This window comes from Rickettsia australis str. Phillips (assembly GCF_000273745.1).
Lineage (GTDB): Bacteria > Pseudomonadota > Alphaproteobacteria > Rickettsiales > Rickettsiaceae > Rickettsia > Rickettsia australis.
Genome location: NZ_AKVZ01000032.1, coordinates 22,244 through 37,758, shown reverse-complemented (window position 1 = coordinate 37,758; position 15,515 = coordinate 22,244). Strand labels below are relative to the sequence as shown.

The following is a 15,515-nucleotide window of genomic DNA, read 5'->3' as shown; positions in this document are numbered from 1 at the left end:
CATTGCAAGGAAATTATGAAATAATTGACGGAAGCAATCTCAGGGGTTTATTATAACTTGTATGGGATTGCTGTGCAGCCCCTACGAGGCTGCTCGCAATGACGGTTTGGTACCCACGTAGCACAACCTCATAACCCTACTAGACTTTTAGCAAAATCATGTCGGTGGAATATTTTTAAGTCTTCTATCTTCTCGCCTATACCGATAAAGTATACAGGTAGATTAAATTTCTGTACCACTCCGACAAGCACTCCGGCTTTAGCACTACCGTCGAGTTTAGTCACGATGAGACCTGTTAAATTAGTAGCATTGTTAAAATGCTCGATTTGGTTATAAGTATTTTGTCCTGTAATAGCATCAATTATTAAAATGCTATGAGTAGGAGCATGCCCGTCTAGTTTTTTTATAACTTTTACAATCTTAGATAGTTCATCCATCAAATTTTTCTTATTATGAAGCCTACCTGCCGTGTCAATAAAAAGCATATCGATATTTTGTTTTATCGACTCTTCCATAGCATGGTAAGCAACACTCGCAGGGTCAGCCGATTCTTCACCGGTAATAAGTAGTGCATTTGCTCTATCTACCCAACTGCTGAGCTGATTCACGGCAGCTGCTCTAAAAGTATCACAGGCCGCAACCGCTACTTTTTTCCCTTGTGCTGAGTACATGGCAGCAAGCTTACCTATAGTGGTGGTTTTGCCTGCTCCATTAACACCGCAAACTAAAATTACGTTTAATTTATTTGCGTTTAGTGTAAAAGGAATTTCTGATTTTGATAGCTGCTGCGCTATTAATTCAGCTAGGGCTTCTTTTACTGTATCACTATCTATTTCTTTGTCAAATTTTACCTTTTTAAACTCTTCAATAATATTAGTTACTACCGAAACGCTCATATCACTTGCAATAAGTAGTTCTTCAAGCTTTTCTAAAGTTTCTGTATCTAATTTTTTCTTGTAAAATATTTTGTCGATACCTTCCGATATTTTATTAGAAGTTTTAGATAAACTTTGTTTTAATTTGCTAAATATCGAAATCATATTAGATTAGTTTTTGTTTTGTAATGATGTCATTCCCACGTAGGCGGGAATCCAGTAAAACCTATAAAAACTTATTTTTATAGATTTATCAAGTATTATCATAATGATTTATTATGGATTCTTGCTTTCGCAGGAATGACATAGTAAGCAATGGTGACTAAGTTACTTATCTCTTCTTCTTATTCTTGCTTTTGTTTTTATTTCCGTCAGTAGTTTTATTGAATCTCCCTAAATTTTTAACAAATTTTTGTAATCCGTTAAGTTCCGTTCCATATGTCCTAGTATATTCACGTACTGTTTCTATATCTTGTCTATGAAAATCATCTATTACTACTACTTCCTGCATAAAATTATTAGCATCAAACGTAATTTTTACTATCTTCTGCTTTTCAATTTTTGGATTGAGCCAAGCTCTTTGAGACATAACTCTTTCAACATAATACCAGGTATTTTGGGAATATTCCGGTACCATAGTAGGTGTACCTATTAACTCTACGACTTCTGTTTTATTTAGTTTTTTAGACTCTAATTTTACAAGTGCCGCATCATCTATGGATTGTCCTCTATTTTCGATAGTTTTGCAGCTGCTTAAGGAAAAAAAGGCTAATATAAAAATGTATGTTATAAAAATTTTCATAAGTTTAATTTTATCTAGATTTTATTACAAGATTATAATATACTGCTTCACTAATTTGACAAATACTTTTTAATTTATATTTAGAGAGGCTAATAATGGCAGTTCCAAAGAAGAAAACATCAAAATCAAGACGTAATATGAGACGTTCGCATTTAGCACTTGGCAAAGTTAACGTAATAGTTGACTCGCAAACCGGTGAATATAAACTTTCGCATCACGTTTCTTTAGTCGACGGTACTTATAACAATCGTCAAGTAGTAACAAAGAGAATTGAAACTGAAGAAGAAGTAGCCTAAAGATTTTATGACCTGTAAAATTATTGGTTGCGGCGGGTATCTTCCTTCAAAAATAGTTAGTAATGACGAGCTTGCAAAATTTGTAGAGACTAGCGATGAATGGATTAGAACAAGAAGCGGCATCTCACAGCGTCATATAGCAGACGATAATGAATATACTTCCCATCTTGCTTTAAAATCAGCTAAAAAAGCTATAGCAGATGCGAGGATGTCGGCAAATGATATTGATTTAATTATTACATGTACTACTACTTCCGATAATAGTTTTCCTTCTGTTGCTACTAAACTACAGGGCTATCTTGGTTTAACTAATATACCGTCTTTTGATTTACAAGCAGTATGTGCCGGCTTTGTTTATGGTTTACAAGTAGCGAATTCTCTTATTGCGTCCAGTAAATATAAAACTATTTTGCTTATAGGAGCCGAGAAAATGACCTCGCTGTTAGATTGGAATGACCGGTCTACTTGTGTTTTATTCGGTGATGGAGCAGGTAGCGTAATATTACAGCGTAGTAGTGATGATTCCGGATTAATAGATAGTAATATCTTTTCAAGCGGGGCTGATTATGAAATATTATACACAAGCGGTGGTGTAAGCATGAACGGTACTAGCGGGAAAATAATGATGCAGGGTCAAAAATTATTTCGTTATGCAATAGAAAAAATGCAACAATCTATAGAAGATTTACTGCATGCTAATCAATTCAGTGTAAGCGGTATTGATTATTTTATACCTCATCAAGCAAATATCCGTATTATAAATAAACTCACTGAACTATTAAATATAGAAGAGCATAAAGTAGTGAAAACCGTAGAAAAACATGCTAACTGCTCTGCTGCTTCTATTCCGCTTGCTTTGAGTACTCTTAAAGCATCAGGCAAAATAAAAAAAGGTGATATTCTACTATTTTCAGCTATCGGTGCAGGTTTAACTTGGGGCAGTGCATTAATTAGATGGTGAATATACTCGTTTTATTTCAAAAATTGTCATCGTTGTTTAATATTTCTTGATCCTCACTATATATTTATATATACGCTGCCGGTTATAAGCTTCAAAATCGATTCCTCTTTTCTACATTAAACTTCATTTATCTATTTATTCAAAGTATCTACTCGTATTATAAAAATGATATTTTTACCACATTTATTCATGAGTAATGGCATTTTATAACATTTTAGCCTTTAAACTAATAAAATAATGATATATAACTAACTCACATAGCTTTTGGTTAGTTAGTTTTATAACTAGCTAAAATGATTCAATATTAATAAATTATAATCTCAAGGAGTTTAATTATGAAAACAAAAATTACATTAGCTTTTCTTGCATTATTTGTGCTTGCAGGATGTAATACAACAAAAAGAACCCCACAAATGGATGGTATGATGAATCAAGGTGAAGAAACATCATTAATGAAAGATTTCGAGAAGCATGCAGGTAATGCTGTATGGTTTGCTTTTGATAGTTCTTCTTTATCTCCAAAAGCTAAAGAAGAACTAGAAAGACAAGCTTGCTGGTTATCAAAGCATCCTGAAGTAAAAGCTACTGTTGAAGGACATTGCGATGACAGAGGTACCAGAGAATATAACTTAGGTTTAGGTGAAAGAAGAGCAGAAGCAGCGAAAAAATTCTTAGCTCATAAAGGAATCGACCATAGCAGATTAAATACAATCTCTTATGGTAAAGATAGACCTGCTATGACGGGTAATACTGAAGAAGCTTTTGCTTATAATCGTAGAGCTGTAACAGTTATACATCACTAAAATTGTTTACTGATTATAGTATCCTAAAAGGTCGAGTTTACTACTCGGCTTTTTTTATTTATAAGTGGATACCAAATCGTCATTGCAAGCAGCTAGGCTGCGTGGCAATCTCATGAAATAATAGCAGTTGTGTACATACAGTTACTTTGTAATTTCCTCGCAATGACAAAAAAACTGATCCACATTGCCCTGTTTTTTAGATAATACCTCAAAAATATAAAAATTTTACTAGACTTAACTACATAATAATTATATAAATTTCAAGTAAAAAGGGGCTGTAGCTCAGTTGGTTAGAGCACACCGCTCATAACGGTGTGGTCGTAGGTTCAAGTCCTACCAGCCCTACCACACAAATTCTTATTTAAATTCGTATTAGCACTGAATTTATAATGGTTAATCTAAAAACACTGTCTTGGTATCTTACTAAATTATATTCTAAGTGTTTCCTTGTTATATTATTTCTTTTAATCGGGCTATTAATTATCTCAAATATTTTTGATCTTTTGCAAAAATTCAAAAATATTTATGTTCCTTTTAGTTTTTTTTGGAGACTTATTTTATATAAGATTCCTTATTTACTAGGTCAAGTATCTTCATTAATCAGTTTTACCGCTATGTTATTTTTTCTTAGCAATCTAACAAAAAATAATGAATTAACAGCTATGTTATCTAGCGGTATTCATATTTGGCAAGTACTTGTTATTCCATGTATTGTTACTTTAATTTTAGGTATAGTTTTTACGACGATATTGAATCCTATCGGTACTATAGGCTTACAAAAATATGAGTTATTAGAAGCAAAACTAACTAAAAAATCCTTGAGTGATGGTATAATATCTAAATCAGGTTTATTATTTTTTGAATCTTTAAATGATGAAAATCAAATTATCCAAACACAATTTATTAATGTTGCCGAGAAAAAATTAAATAATATTACAATTTTATTTGTTGATAGTAATAATTCTTTTTTAAAGAGAATTGATGCATTATACGGTATTATTGAAAATAAAATGTTACATTTAAATAGAGTTAAGGTTTTTACAAAAGAGGAAACTAAGTCTTACAATAATTTAACTATACAGACAAATTTATCAATGAATAGTTTAGTAAATAAATTTATTCGTCCGGAAATGGTTTCTATTTGGGCTTTACCTAAATTAATTAATGAATTATTAAATTCAGGTTTACCGGCTATTAATTATCAAATTTATTATTATAAGCAATTATTTAAGCCTATAATGATGATAGTAACCGTAATTTTAGCAAGTTGTTTTATTAGTCTTAAACAGCGTGATAATTCCCAAGAAAAAGTACTGATATTAGGTTTATTTTTAGGTTTTATAGCATATTCGTTATCAGAAATTTTATTAAAAATACTTACTTATAATAATTTGTCTTTAATTGCTGCTATTTTATTGCCTAGTATGCTAATATTTTTTATTAGTAACTTTATTATTTTACATTATAAGGAAATTTAATATATACTCGTTTAATTTGAAAAATTAGCTGCGTCACTTCTCATTTTTGATCTTCACGTAGTATCCTACGGTGCGGCCAAAAATTCTGAGGCTTCTTGCTCTTTTCCAAATTAAACTTCGTCTATAATTAAATTTTTATTTACTATGGGATTGTTTATTTTATTAACAGTTTCATAGAAGCGTTTTTAGAATTTAGAGAGAAAAAATAAAATGATAATGAAATTTTTGGAAGGTTTTTTTTCCGGTATGGCCATCGATCTTGGTACGGCAAATACTATTGTCTATCAAAAAAGTCGTGGAATTGTTTTAAGGGAACCTTCTGTTATTGCGTTAATAAAAAAAGACGGTGCTTTTGTGCCTTATGCTTATGGTCATGAAGCAAAAATGATGCTTGGGCGTACTCCTACGGATATTGAAGCAAAAAGACCTTTAAAAGACGGTGTTATTGCCGATTTTAAGGGTGCAGAGGAAATGATAAAGTATTTTATTAGAATGGTGCATAATCGTCGCTCTTTTTTTGGTCCGACAATTGTTATTTGTGTGCCTTCCGGTTCTACGCCGGTTGAGCGTCGTGCTATTCAAGAAGCAGCAGAAAGTGCAGGGGGTAGGGATGTTTATTTAATTGAAGAACCTATGGCGGCAGCGATTGGTGCAGGTCTACCCGTAACGGAAGCGACCGGTTCTATGATTGTTGATATTGGAGGAGGAACTACCGAAGTTGCAGTTTTATCACTAGGGGGCATAGTATATGCAAGGTCGGTAAGAGTCGGCGGTGATAAGATGGATGAATCTATTATCTCATATATAAGAAGGCACTATAACCTATTGATAGGTGAGGCTACTGCCGAAAAGATAAAGCAAGAAATAGGTACGGCTTATGTAGATGAAAACGCTGAACCAAGAAAAATGGAAATTAGAGGACGTGATTTAATTTACGGTATTCCTAAAGAAATGATATTGAACGAAAGACAAATTGCTGATAGTCTAATTGAACCGGTAAGTCAAATTGTTGAAGCGGTAAAAGTAGCATTAGAAGCAACGCCTCCTGAATTATCTTCAGATATAGTTGATAAGGGAATTGTGTTAACAGGCGGCGGCTCATTATTACGAAATCTTGATTTTGTTCTTAGTGAAGCCACTAAATTGCCTGTGATAGTTGCAGATGATGCCCTCTCTTGTGTGGCACTTGGAACAGGAAAAGTACTCGAAGATTTTACAAAGCTAAAACATGTACTATTTAAACAGGATTAACAATGGCAATACTTGCAAATAGAGTAAAAAATTCTTCAAATTCATTAGAATTAATAAGAATAATATCAAATACTCTTAAGCGTTTTTTTGTTATATTTGGGCTTGGATTGTCTGTATATTTATTTTTTACTACGCCTAAAAAAATATCTAGTATATCACTTGAAGTAACCGGTAGTATAGTATCAACCGGTTTAGCAGTTTATGAAGATATATTTGGATATATAAATTCAATAACACAAAAATTTGTTTATTTTCAAGATTTAGAACGACAAAATATAGAACTTAAACTTGAAATAGCAAGATTACAACATTTGCAAAGTGAAGTAGAATCAGTAAGAGCTGAAAATATTGCATTAAAAGATTTGTTAACGATTGCTGAGGAAGAAGAATTTGAATACATTACTACTAAATTACTTAGTGTTTCCTTTAATCCCTTTTCTAGAACTGCTTTGATTTCTGCAGGTAAAAAGCAAGGCATTGAACCTGATCAAATCGTTGTTAATTCAGGAAAATTAATAGGAAAAGTAATAGAAGTGAGTAATAATTATGCTAAAGTAATGTTAATTAGCGATATTAATTCTAGAATACCTATTAAAGCTAATTCTTCAAGAGAACAAGGTATTTTAGCAGGTAATAATAATAATAGTAAAATTTTATACTTGCCTAACAATCATTTAGTACAAAAAAATGAGGAGATAGTAACCTCCGGACACGGTAATATTTATCCTGCAGGTATTTTAGTGGGTTATGTGTCTAAAGTTACAGAACATGATGTTATGGTAAATGTAGCAGCTGATCTATCTAAAACGGAATTTGTGCAAGTATTGTTACCTAAGGAATAATGAAAAAGGGTTATTTTGGCATTATTGCCGAATATATTTATATAATAATCTATAAATTAAAATTTTATCAAATACTGCATCATAGAAAACGTTACTATGTCGGGGAAATAGATAGTTACGTAATAAAGAAATTGTTTTTATTGCAGTCAAAGCAAGAAGCTCTAAAATTGATGATAGATTTGTATCTTGCAATCAGCCAAGAAGAATTACTAGGGCTGCTTAAATGTTTTTAATTAGCAATTATAATATCAGGTGATAATACTCGTTTTTGTTGTACGGCTCCGGCTATGCAGAAGGCATTGTTGTATAGGTCAGTTTTTCCGTCATTTCTAGGAAATTACGAAATAATTGACGAAGCAATCTCAGAATATTTGATGAGATTGCCACGCAGTCTACGACTGTTCGCAATGATGGGGTGGTATCCATCTAACAAGGCTGGTAATACTCGACAAACTTTGTATATATCTATCCTTTATTTATTCAGAGGTTATTAATATGGCACTTGCTACTAAGGTAAAAGAATTTTTAGAAGAAAAATTAAAACAAGAAAAAATAAATCGTAAATATCTTTCTGAAGTCACTAATATCCCTTATACAACTGTTAGCAGAATTATGAGAGCGGAAGCTAATCGTGAATTCAATCCTGAAATAGATACTATTTTAAAAATAGCAAAATATTTTAATTGTACTATGGATGAGGTAATAAAAAGAAAAGTACCGCATAATTCATAAAGCTTGATGCAAGCGAATTTTACATGATTCACCTGTACTCACGTAGTTTATCTACTGCTTTTGCAGGCTTGCATTTAAATTCATCTTGTCTGAATCTTTCTGGAATATGCTATACCTACGGAATAAAACATAAAATATGACAATAAAAAATAAAGGACTGATTATAATTTTATCTTCCCCTTCAGGTACGGGTAAGTCAAGTTTAGCTAAAGCATTATTGAAAATAGATAATAATTTGCGTTTATCTATTTCGGCAACTACAAGAAAACCACGTTTAGGAGAAGTAGAGGGCATAAACTATTACTTTAAGACCAGTCTAGAATTTAAAGAATTAGTTAATCAGAATAAATTTCTTGAATATGCTAAAATATACGATAATTATTACGGTACGCCTAAAGAATATGTCGAAATGTTATTAAATCAAGGCTTGGACGTTTTGTTTGATATTGATTGGCAAGGAACAAAGAGCATTAAGAAAAATGCTACTAATGTTGTTGCTATATTTATATTGCCTCCTAGTATTGAAATACTGGAACAACGCTTAAGGAAGAGAGCGACCGATAATGAAGAAGCAATAAAATTACGTATGCAGTCGGCACAAAACGAAATGTCACATGCTAATGAGTACGATTATGTGATTACTAACGATGATTTCGGCCAGACGCTTAAAAAAATACATGCTATTATAGTTGCAGAACGAGAAAAAGCTTTTTGACTTTATCACTTTTTCTTTTTCTACTGAGAATTAGAAGCTTAACTTCTAATTTTCATGGTATACTTGGTGAAGTTCAAAAATTGGCTACGTCGTTCTACGAGATCTGCGGTGCTGAATTTAAGTATATGCTCCGCTCCTCGCCTTGTGAACTGATTACTCTTTTTGAAATTGACCGTCGTCTACTGATTCTTCATTTTACTTCGGAGTATACTAGTTTCAATGCTTAGAAAACAATTCCTTTCATCAATAATAAAACATTTTAAAACTCATAAAGTTTGTGCTTTGTTAGGGCCAAGACAGTGCGGAAAAACTACCCTTTCTAAATAATTCGCAGAAGCTTATAATATTTCTAAAATCAATATTTTTGACCTTGAAAATCCTTTAGATTTAGCAAGATTAAATGAACCGATGCTTGCTTTATCTGATCTAAAAGGGTTTGTGATTATCGATGAAATTCAGTATAAACCTAATCTATTTCCTATTTTAAGAGTTCTTGTTGATCAACTGATATTAAATTTTAGTACTAAGTCAGCGCATCAAGAGACTTAATTAAACAAGGTTCTGAAACGCTGGCTTGGGGTAGGCTATATTGAAATGACCCCGTTTTTGCCTTATCTGAAGTGTCAGGCACTCAAAAATTATGGGTATGCAGCGGATTTCCTTTATCATATCTTGTAGATGATGAAGAGTTAAGTACTTTATGGCGCAAAATTATATTAAAACATTTTTAGAAAGAGATATACCAAATTTAGGTTTTTACACAATACCGTCTATGCAGTTACGTATGTTTTGGTTAATGCTTTGCCATGATCACGCTAATATATTTAATGCTTCAGAACTTGGAAATTCTTTATCTATCTCATATCATACCGCAAAGCATTATTTAGATATTTTAGAAGGAACTTTTATGATCCGTGTTTTGCATCCTTGATATGAAAATCTTAAGAAAAGACAGGTTAGGTTAAAACTCCTAAAATTTTTTTAGAGATAGCGGAATATATCACACTTTATTAGGGTTACATAGTTATGAAGCATTAAATACTAATCCTAAAATCGGTGCATCATGGTAGGGATTTGTTTTAGAACAAATTATTAGATACTATAAAGCTGAGGCTGAGAAATGCTATTTTTGGTCATCTCATAACGGAACAGAAATAGATCTTTTAATTTTTAAAAATAGCAAACGTTTAGGTTTTGAAATTAAATATACAAATACACCGAGTATCACAAAATCAATGCAAATATCCTTAGAAGATTTAAAGCTTGAGCAAATTAATGTAATATTCCCAAGTGATATTAGCTTTAAATTGTCAGGATAAATACAGGCAATAGGTCTCTCCTGCTTAATTCAAAATGATACACGAGCTGCATATAGTTACAGCTCTTAGAATGTTATATTATTTCACATCCGACTTTTTTAGCACCTTTGCCTGCAAGTTTTGTTTGCTGAGCTTCATAATCATTATGCATTTGATTAAAAGTCTGATCGACTGTTAAATGTGGTGTTCCGGTAGTTACCATACTTGTCACAGGTTGAGATTTTATGTCCTTTGACAAAGTGGTTGTTCTAGCTTTAATTCTTTGTAATGCTGCTAATGTATCCATATCATTACTTTGTTTACTCATATTTTCTCCTATATTTTATTTGTTAAATTTTATCTTATCCACACGTTATTTTGTTTTTTTGTTGAACTTGATTACTTTGCTCAACTTGGTAATTTTTTGTGGTAGCTATTGGGTTATTTAAAGAATCTTTTATTCTCTTTGCTTTACGTTGAGTATTAATTTTACTACATATATTTTTACGTATATCTTGATCTTCACTGCTTAAATTTTTATTATTGACTATTGCTTCCTGTTGGTTATTGAGTAAAGAATGCTTCTGTTTAAATTCTTGATGTTTGTTAGGACCTAGAGTATTTTTTAGATTTCTCTATAGCGTCTCCAAGCTTACTTATTTTTTCTTGGTTTTCTTGATGAAATATCTTAACACTTTCTATTTCTTCTTGAACGTGCTTTTGAACTTTTCTAGCTTCTTTTACTACAGTGTTTTTAATTGCTAGATTTTCTTTCTTTACTTTTACATTCTCTTCTAATTCTTGAATTTGTTCAGGTAATAAATTTTTATCTTTTAATTTCTTAGTTAAATCATTAATCTCTTTTTCTATAATCTCTTTTTCTTCATTAGTTTTTTTAAGTATTATATTTACTTCTTCTTGTTTCTCTTGAAGTTCTGCAAATTTTTGTCTACGCTCTTCTATTTCTTCTTTAGTTAAAATATTTTTATTAATCGCCTGTTCATCAATTATCTCTTCCCCCTTTTCATTTATTTTAACCATTGTTTCTATAGGAGGAGATAATTTTTTATATTCTTCTAATTTGCTCTTAAATCTATCATGAATAGCATTAAGTTCTTGAATTTGTCTTGCAGCTTCCATTTTATATTGTATTATTGCTTCTGCCCGCTCTCTTTGTTTTTCTAACTGTTCTAGCTCTTTTTGCGTAATGTTAGAATTAAGCTGGCTTTCTGCTAGTTCTTGCTTTTTTAATGCTATAGCCTCTACTTTTTTTGCTATATCACTAACAAAAGAACTATCAGATTTAATATTGCGAGCTGTACTTACTAATCTACTTAACTCTGCAGGATTATTAGTAGCGGTAATTTGAGCAAGAATAGCTTTTATATCATTAAGTGCTTGATGATCAGTTATTTTTTCTTTTTGTGGATATTCTTTATTTGTAATTTTACTCACAATAACCTTTTATGTGTGTTTCCATCATCTATAAAACGTTAACAACAATTAATAATTAAGTCAAGAAAATTTTAACAAAAATTAATTTTGTATTTCTAACTATTGATTTAATAACTCGTCTAGTTTCTTTTTATCATTAATTAATTGATTAGTAATACGGTTATATTGTTGAGGATTATCTAAATATAGATTAACGTCTTCAATTTCTTTTTCTAAGTATTTGATGGATATTTCTAGCTTTGCGATATCGTCGGGCAATGTTTTAAGCAAACGCTGGTATTTATAAGATAGCTTTTTATTTGGAGGTTCTTTTTGAGATGCTAGTGGTAGTGGTGTTGAAGCTTTTTTAGTGATAGGATAGGTAGTAAAATACTGTTTATAATCTTCGTAACCTCCTGTTAAATCATGAATTTTACCTTGAGCAAAGACTAAAGTTCTAGTAACTAACCTATCTAAGAAGTCACGATCATGGCTCACGACTATTAAAGTGCCTGAATAATCTGCAAGTATATCTAGTAAAATTTCTAACTATCCATATCGAGGTTATTAGTCGGTTCATCTAAAATTAACAAATTTCCAGGGTTAATTAGAATTTTTGCGAGTAATAATCTATTAGCTTCGCCGCCCGATAGAATAGCGGTTTTTGCATTAAGTATTATGGTTAAACATGAATTGTTTTAAATAACCGGCAACATGCATGGTTTTACCGTTTGGCAAAAATACTTGATCACCGCCTGTAGGACATAAAGTTTGTTGTAATGTATGATTAGGCTCTATTTTTTCTCTATGTTGATCAAAATATGAAATATCTAAATTACCGCCGTATATAATTTTACCTAAATCAGGTGTAAGTTGCTTTGTTAGTAGTTTGATAAAGGTAGATTTGCCTGAGCCGTTTGCACCGATTTTTTCGCCTTTTTTTACACGAAAACTGAAATTATCAATGATGTTAGTATTTTTATAGCTGAAACTAATATTATCTGCTTCAATAATGAATTTACTTTTAGCTATATTTTCGGCAAGCTCTGCCCTAACTCTTTGTTTTGAACTAGCTAGTTTTTCAGTCTGTTCTCTTGTTATGACTCTTAAAGCTTTCAACTCCGCAAGTCTCTTTTGATTCCGCTTACGTCTAGCCGTAACACCGGCATTTAACCATTCCTTCTCTTGAGATAGTTTTTTATTTAATTTCCGCAGCACTGCTTCTTCTTGCTCTATTATAAGATTTTGCCATCCATCAAAAAATTTAAATCCTTTATCGGATTTACGTAAAATCCCTCTATCAAGCCACCAAATTTTATTAGTAACATTTGAGAGAAATATTCTATCATGACTAACGCAAATAATAGCACCGTTATAAGATTTAACAAATTCTTCTAGCCACTAATCGTTTCAATATCTAGATGATTGGTCGGTTCATCAAGTAGTAATATTTCCGGCTCTAATATGAAAGCCTTAGCAAGGTTTGCTCTTCTAAGCTGACCGCCTGAATAGGTTGATAAGTTATCTGTTCCGTTGATTTGTAATTTTTCTAGAATTATATCGATTTGGTATTTATCTATTTCTTTTGTACTATCTGTTTGTTGTAAGATAAAATCGTAAACAGTTAGATTAGTCTTTATAGAAATATCTTGTCTTAAATAGCCAGTTGTAATTGCAGCATCTTGAAATAGTTCGCCGTTATCTAGTTCATAGTCCCCTGATATTACTTTCATTAAGCTTGATTTCCTGCAGCCGTTACGTCCTATAAGACAAATCTTATCACCTTTGTATAAATAAAGTGCTAAATCAGATAAGATTACTTTATCCGCAAAGCTTAGATTACCATTTTTGATGTAATAAATTGGGGTCATGAAAGGGAATATATTGTTGATGTTGTTGCATATGCACACTTCGTCATTGCGAGCGACTGAATGCTTTGTTGCATTGTTCAAGAAACCTGCTCGATGTCATTCCCGTGTGGCGTTGTTGCGTGGACCGGTTTTCCGTCATTGCGAGAAGAATTACATAGTAATTTGACGAAGCAATCCAGTAAAAAATGCTAATTTACAGAATTTTTTTAATCTTTTTCTGGATTGCCACGTCGCTTTGCTCCTGCAATGACGGTTTTGGTATCTACGCAATAATACCTTCCCACGTAGGCAGGAATAGTACTATAAAGCCTTTTAAAAGCTTTATTTGAATAAAATCTTGATCTTAAATATTTTTTAAAGCTCGATTTATCTAGCTTTACGCTGGATTCCCGCTTTTGCTGGAATGACATAAACCGATCCATGCAACAACGCCTTTAGTTGCTTGCAATGACTGTGTAGAAATCAAACCCTCTTAATTACTAAACTAGCATTAGTACCGCCGAATCCAAACGAATTAGAAAGCACGTAGTCTATTTTAGTTTCTCTAGCTTTTAATTTTACTAAATCTATTTTAACCTCATCCATAGGGTTATCTAAATTTAAAGTTGGCGGTGCAATCTGATCTCGAATTGCAAGAGCTGAAAAGATAAACTCAACGCTTCCTGCTGCACCGAGTAAATGTCCTATTGATGATTTAGTAGAAGACATTAAAATTTGAGGATTCGCTTTTAAAAATAATTTTTGTACGGCTGCTAATTCTATCTCATCACCGAGATTAGTAGAAGTACCATGTGCATTAATGTAATCAATCATATTGGGGGTGATAGCTGCATCTAGCATTGCATCTCTCATCGCTCTATAAGCCCCTCTACCTTCAGGATGTGGGGCTGTCATATGGTATGCATCACCTGTAGAGCCGTATCCTATAACTTCACCGTAAATTTTAGCTCCTCGATTTAAGGCATGCTCATATTCTTCCAAGACTACAACGCCTGCTCCTTCACCCATAACAAAACCGCTGCGGTCTTTATCCCAAGGTCTTGAGGCTTTTTCAGGATTATCGTTATATTTAGTACATAATGCTCTAGCAGCAATGAAACCTGCAACTCCAACAGGTGTAACTGGAGCTTCTGCACCGCCTGCGACCATAACATCTGCATAGCCGTGCTTGATCATACGCATAGCATCGCCTATAGCATGTGCCCCTGTAGAGCAAGCCGTTACTGCTGCTTGATTTGGACCGCTAAAACCGTATTTTATAGAAACAAGACCGGATAAAAGATTAATTAGTGAGGCAGGAATAAAGAAGGGACTAACTTTGCCGTTGTTTTGTTGATAAAGCTTGATAGAGGTACCTTCGATCATTTTAAGCCCGCCGATTCCTGAACCTAATATCAAGCCGGTTCTATCACGAGATGCTTCATCTTCAGGTAACCAGCCGCTATCTTCAACTGCTTCGGTTGCGGCTGCTACTCCGTAATGGATAAATTTATCCATTTTACTTATTCTATTAACGTTATCTGCTTGCGTGAAATTTTCAAGTTTAAATCCATCTTTCTCAGAGTTATCTATAAGTCCGGCAATTTTACACGCAAGTTTAGAAGTATCAAATTCCGTAATAGTTTTTATACCGCTTACCCCATTTACAATATTTTTCCAAGATGAGCTAACATCAAGCCCAACAGGAGTAACAAGCCCAAGTCCGGTAATAACTACTCTTTTATTTACTCTTTGATTCGACATTTTTAATTATCTATTAGGGATTTAATTTATGTAGATTAAGATTGGCGTTCTTTGATATATTTTATAACATCGGATACAGTTTTAATTTTAGTGGCTTCATCATCAGGGATATCAATACCGTACTCAACTTCTATTGCCATCATTAACTCTACGGTATCAAGGCTATCGGCTTTCAAATCTTCTATAAATCTTGAATCCGTAGTTATTATCGATTTATCTTTATTTAGCTTTTCAGCAACCATTTCAATAACTTTCTGTTCGATCTTGTCCGTTGTACTCATAATTTTGAACTCCATAAATCATTTAATTTTATATGCCGTATAATAGCGATGATTCAGCTATTATACTTTATTTTAACTGTATGAATATTTATTTAAAATATTCATAGCATTTTATCTTTAAAAGAACTTCTAG

At 32.4% G+C, this 15,515-nt stretch carries 15 protein-coding genes, 1 tRNA gene and 2 pseudogenes; 11 read left to right on the top strand and 7 right to left on the bottom strand.

Translation table 11 applies throughout. From position 1 onward, the window contains the following. Positions 1 to 128 precede the first annotated feature (128 nt). Both ftsY and A452_RS0105825 read right to left on the bottom strand, forming a co-directional pair. The gene (gene ftsY, locus A452_RS0105830) at positions 129 to 1,040 is read right to left on the bottom strand and encodes a signal recognition particle-docking protein FtsY (protein ID WP_014412296.1); all 912 of its coding nucleotides are present in this window, start codon (positions 1,038 to 1,040) and stop codon (positions 129 to 131) included. 166 nt (positions 1,041 to 1,206) lie between these two features. Beyond that, positions 1,207 to 1,677, bottom strand: coding sequence for an outer membrane protein assembly factor BamE (locus tag A452_RS0105825; protein ID WP_014412297.1), 471 nt, complete (start codon positions 1,675 to 1,677; stop codon positions 1,207 to 1,209). Between the two features lie 95 nt (positions 1,678 to 1,772). Here A452_RS0105825 and rpmF point away from each other — a divergent pair, with 95 nt between their 5' ends. From rpmF to A452_RS08600, 11 genes and pseudogenes are all read left to right on the top strand, one after another. Next, entirely contained in the window at positions 1,773 to 1,973 is a 201-nt protein-coding gene (gene rpmF / locus A452_RS0105820; protein ID WP_014412298.1) for a 50S ribosomal protein L32, read from the top strand. Between the two features lie 7 nt (positions 1,974 to 1,980). Then, positions 1,981 to 2,934, top strand: coding sequence for a beta-ketoacyl-ACP synthase III (locus tag A452_RS0105815; RefSeq protein ID WP_014412299.1), 954 nt, complete (start codon positions 1,981 to 1,983; stop codon positions 2,932 to 2,934). A gap of 335 nt (positions 2,935 to 3,269) precedes the next feature. Then, complete coding sequence (gene pal, locus A452_RS0105810) at positions 3,270 to 3,737, top strand: peptidoglycan-associated lipoprotein Pal (protein WP_014412300.1); 468 nt, start codon at positions 3,270 to 3,272, stop codon at positions 3,735 to 3,737. A 271-nt stretch (positions 3,738 to 4,008) separates the two neighbouring features. Further along, positions 4,009 to 4,085 (top strand) — tRNA-Met (locus tag A452_RS0105805). Positions 4,086 to 4,126: 41 nt separating this feature from the next. After that, complete coding sequence (locus tag A452_RS0105800; RefSeq protein ID WP_014412301.1) at positions 4,127 to 5,215, top strand: LptF/LptG family permease; 1,089 nt, start codon at positions 4,127 to 4,129, stop codon at positions 5,213 to 5,215. 210 nt (positions 5,216 to 5,425) lie between these two features. After that, positions 5,426 to 6,466: a rod shape-determining protein gene (locus tag A452_RS0105795; protein WP_014412302.1), complete on the top strand. Its 1,041-nt coding sequence runs from the start codon at positions 5,426 to 5,428 to the stop codon at positions 6,464 to 6,466. Between the two features lie 2 nt (positions 6,467 to 6,468). Beyond that, positions 6,469 to 7,308 carry a rod shape-determining protein MreC gene (gene mreC / locus A452_RS0105790; RefSeq protein WP_014412303.1) on the top strand — a complete coding sequence of 280 codons (840 nt, stop codon included), beginning with the start codon at positions 6,469 to 6,471 and terminating at the stop codon, positions 7,306 to 7,308. After that, the gene (locus A452_RS0105785; protein WP_014412304.1) at positions 7,308 to 7,541 is read left to right on the top strand and encodes a hypothetical protein; all 234 of its coding nucleotides are present in this window, start codon (positions 7,308 to 7,310) and stop codon (positions 7,539 to 7,541) included. Before mreC ends, A452_RS0105785 begins: the two co-directional genes overlap by 1 nt. Before the next feature lie 262 nt (positions 7,542 to 7,803). Continuing rightward, the gene (locus A452_RS0105780; RefSeq protein ID WP_012150060.1) at positions 7,804 to 8,040 is read left to right on the top strand and encodes a helix-turn-helix transcriptional regulator; all 237 of its coding nucleotides are present in this window, start codon (positions 7,804 to 7,806) and stop codon (positions 8,038 to 8,040) included. Positions 8,041 to 8,176: 136 nt separating this feature from the next. After that, the gene (gene gmk, locus A452_RS0105775; RefSeq protein ID WP_014412305.1) at positions 8,177 to 8,755 is read left to right on the top strand and encodes a guanylate kinase; all 579 of its coding nucleotides are present in this window, start codon (positions 8,177 to 8,179) and stop codon (positions 8,753 to 8,755) included. A gap of 219 nt (positions 8,756 to 8,974) precedes the next feature. Next, positions 8,975 to 10,074 (top strand): annotated as a pseudogene (locus A452_RS08600) (ATP-binding protein). Between the two features lie 73 nt (positions 10,075 to 10,147). On the opposite strand, the gene A452_RS0105760 reads toward A452_RS08600, so the two are convergent. The 5 genes and pseudogenes from A452_RS0105760 to acpP all read right to left on the bottom strand — a co-directional run bounded on the left by A452_RS0105760 (position 10,148) and on the right by acpP (position 15,397). Then, positions 10,148 to 10,381: a hypothetical protein gene (locus tag A452_RS0105760; RefSeq protein WP_014412306.1), complete on the bottom strand. Its 234-nt coding sequence runs from the start codon at positions 10,379 to 10,381 to the stop codon at positions 10,148 to 10,150. 278 nt (positions 10,382 to 10,659) lie between these two features. Then, the gene (locus A452_RS08595) at positions 10,660 to 11,508 is read right to left on the bottom strand and encodes a coiled-coil domain-containing protein (RefSeq protein WP_238533857.1); all 849 of its coding nucleotides are present in this window, start codon (positions 11,506 to 11,508) and stop codon (positions 10,660 to 10,662) included. A 99-nt stretch (positions 11,509 to 11,607) separates the two neighbouring features. Next, positions 11,608 to 13,358, bottom strand: a pseudogene (locus A452_RS08590) (ABC-F family ATP-binding cassette domain-containing protein). A gap of 462 nt (positions 13,359 to 13,820) precedes the next feature. Then, positions 13,821 to 15,101, bottom strand: coding sequence for a beta-ketoacyl-ACP synthase II (gene fabF / locus A452_RS0105730; RefSeq protein WP_014412310.1), 1,281 nt, complete (start codon positions 15,099 to 15,101; stop codon positions 13,821 to 13,823). A gap of 35 nt (positions 15,102 to 15,136) precedes the next feature. Then, on the bottom strand, positions 15,137 to 15,397 hold the full coding sequence (acpP, locus tag A452_RS0105725) for an acyl carrier protein (RefSeq protein ID WP_008579292.1): 261 nt from the start codon (positions 15,395 to 15,397) through the stop codon (positions 15,137 to 15,139). Between the last annotated feature and the right edge of the window lie 118 nt (positions 15,398 to 15,515).

What these genes read in the sequence shown, in the direction of transcription:
- acpP (WP_008579292.1), bottom strand. Translation starts at nt 15,397, where the DNA reads ATGGAGTTCAAAATTATGAGTACAACGGACAAGATCGAACAGAAAGTT.
- A452_RS0105825 (WP_014412297.1), bottom strand. Translation starts at nt 1,677, where the DNA reads ATGAAAATTTTTATAACATACATTTTTATATTAGCCTTTTTTTCCTTA.
- A452_RS0105795 (WP_014412302.1), top strand. Translation starts at nt 5,426, where the DNA reads ATGATAATGAAATTTTTGGAAGGTTTTTTTTCCGGTATGGCCATCGAT.
- gmk (WP_014412305.1), top strand. Translation starts at nt 8,177, where the DNA reads ATGACAATAAAAAATAAAGGACTGATTATAATTTTATCTTCCCCTTCA.
- A452_RS0105815 (WP_014412299.1), top strand. Translation starts at nt 1,981, where the DNA reads ATGACCTGTAAAATTATTGGTTGCGGCGGGTATCTTCCTTCAAAAATA.
- pal (WP_014412300.1), top strand. Translation starts at nt 3,270, where the DNA reads ATGAAAACAAAAATTACATTAGCTTTTCTTGCATTATTTGTGCTTGCA.
- A452_RS0105800 (WP_014412301.1), top strand. Translation starts at nt 4,127, where the DNA reads ATGGTTAATCTAAAAACACTGTCTTGGTATCTTACTAAATTATATTCT.
- rpmF (WP_014412298.1), top strand. Translation starts at nt 1,773, where the DNA reads ATGGCAGTTCCAAAGAAGAAAACATCAAAATCAAGACGTAATATGAGA.
- A452_RS0105760 (WP_014412306.1), bottom strand. Translation starts at nt 10,381, where the DNA reads ATGAGTAAACAAAGTAATGATATGGATACATTAGCAGCATTACAAAGA.
- A452_RS0105780 (WP_012150060.1), top strand. Translation starts at nt 7,804, where the DNA reads ATGGCACTTGCTACTAAGGTAAAAGAATTTTTAGAAGAAAAATTAAAA.
- mreC (WP_014412303.1), top strand. Translation starts at nt 6,469, where the DNA reads ATGGCAATACTTGCAAATAGAGTAAAAAATTCTTCAAATTCATTAGAA.
- A452_RS0105785 (WP_014412304.1), top strand. Translation starts at nt 7,308, where the DNA reads ATGAAAAAGGGTTATTTTGGCATTATTGCCGAATATATTTATATAATA.
- fabF (WP_014412310.1), bottom strand. Translation starts at nt 15,101, where the DNA reads ATGTCGAATCAAAGAGTAAATAAAAGAGTAGTTATTACCGGACTTGGG.
- ftsY (WP_014412296.1), bottom strand. Translation starts at nt 1,040, where the DNA reads ATGATTTCGATATTTAGCAAATTAAAACAAAGTTTATCTAAAACTTCT.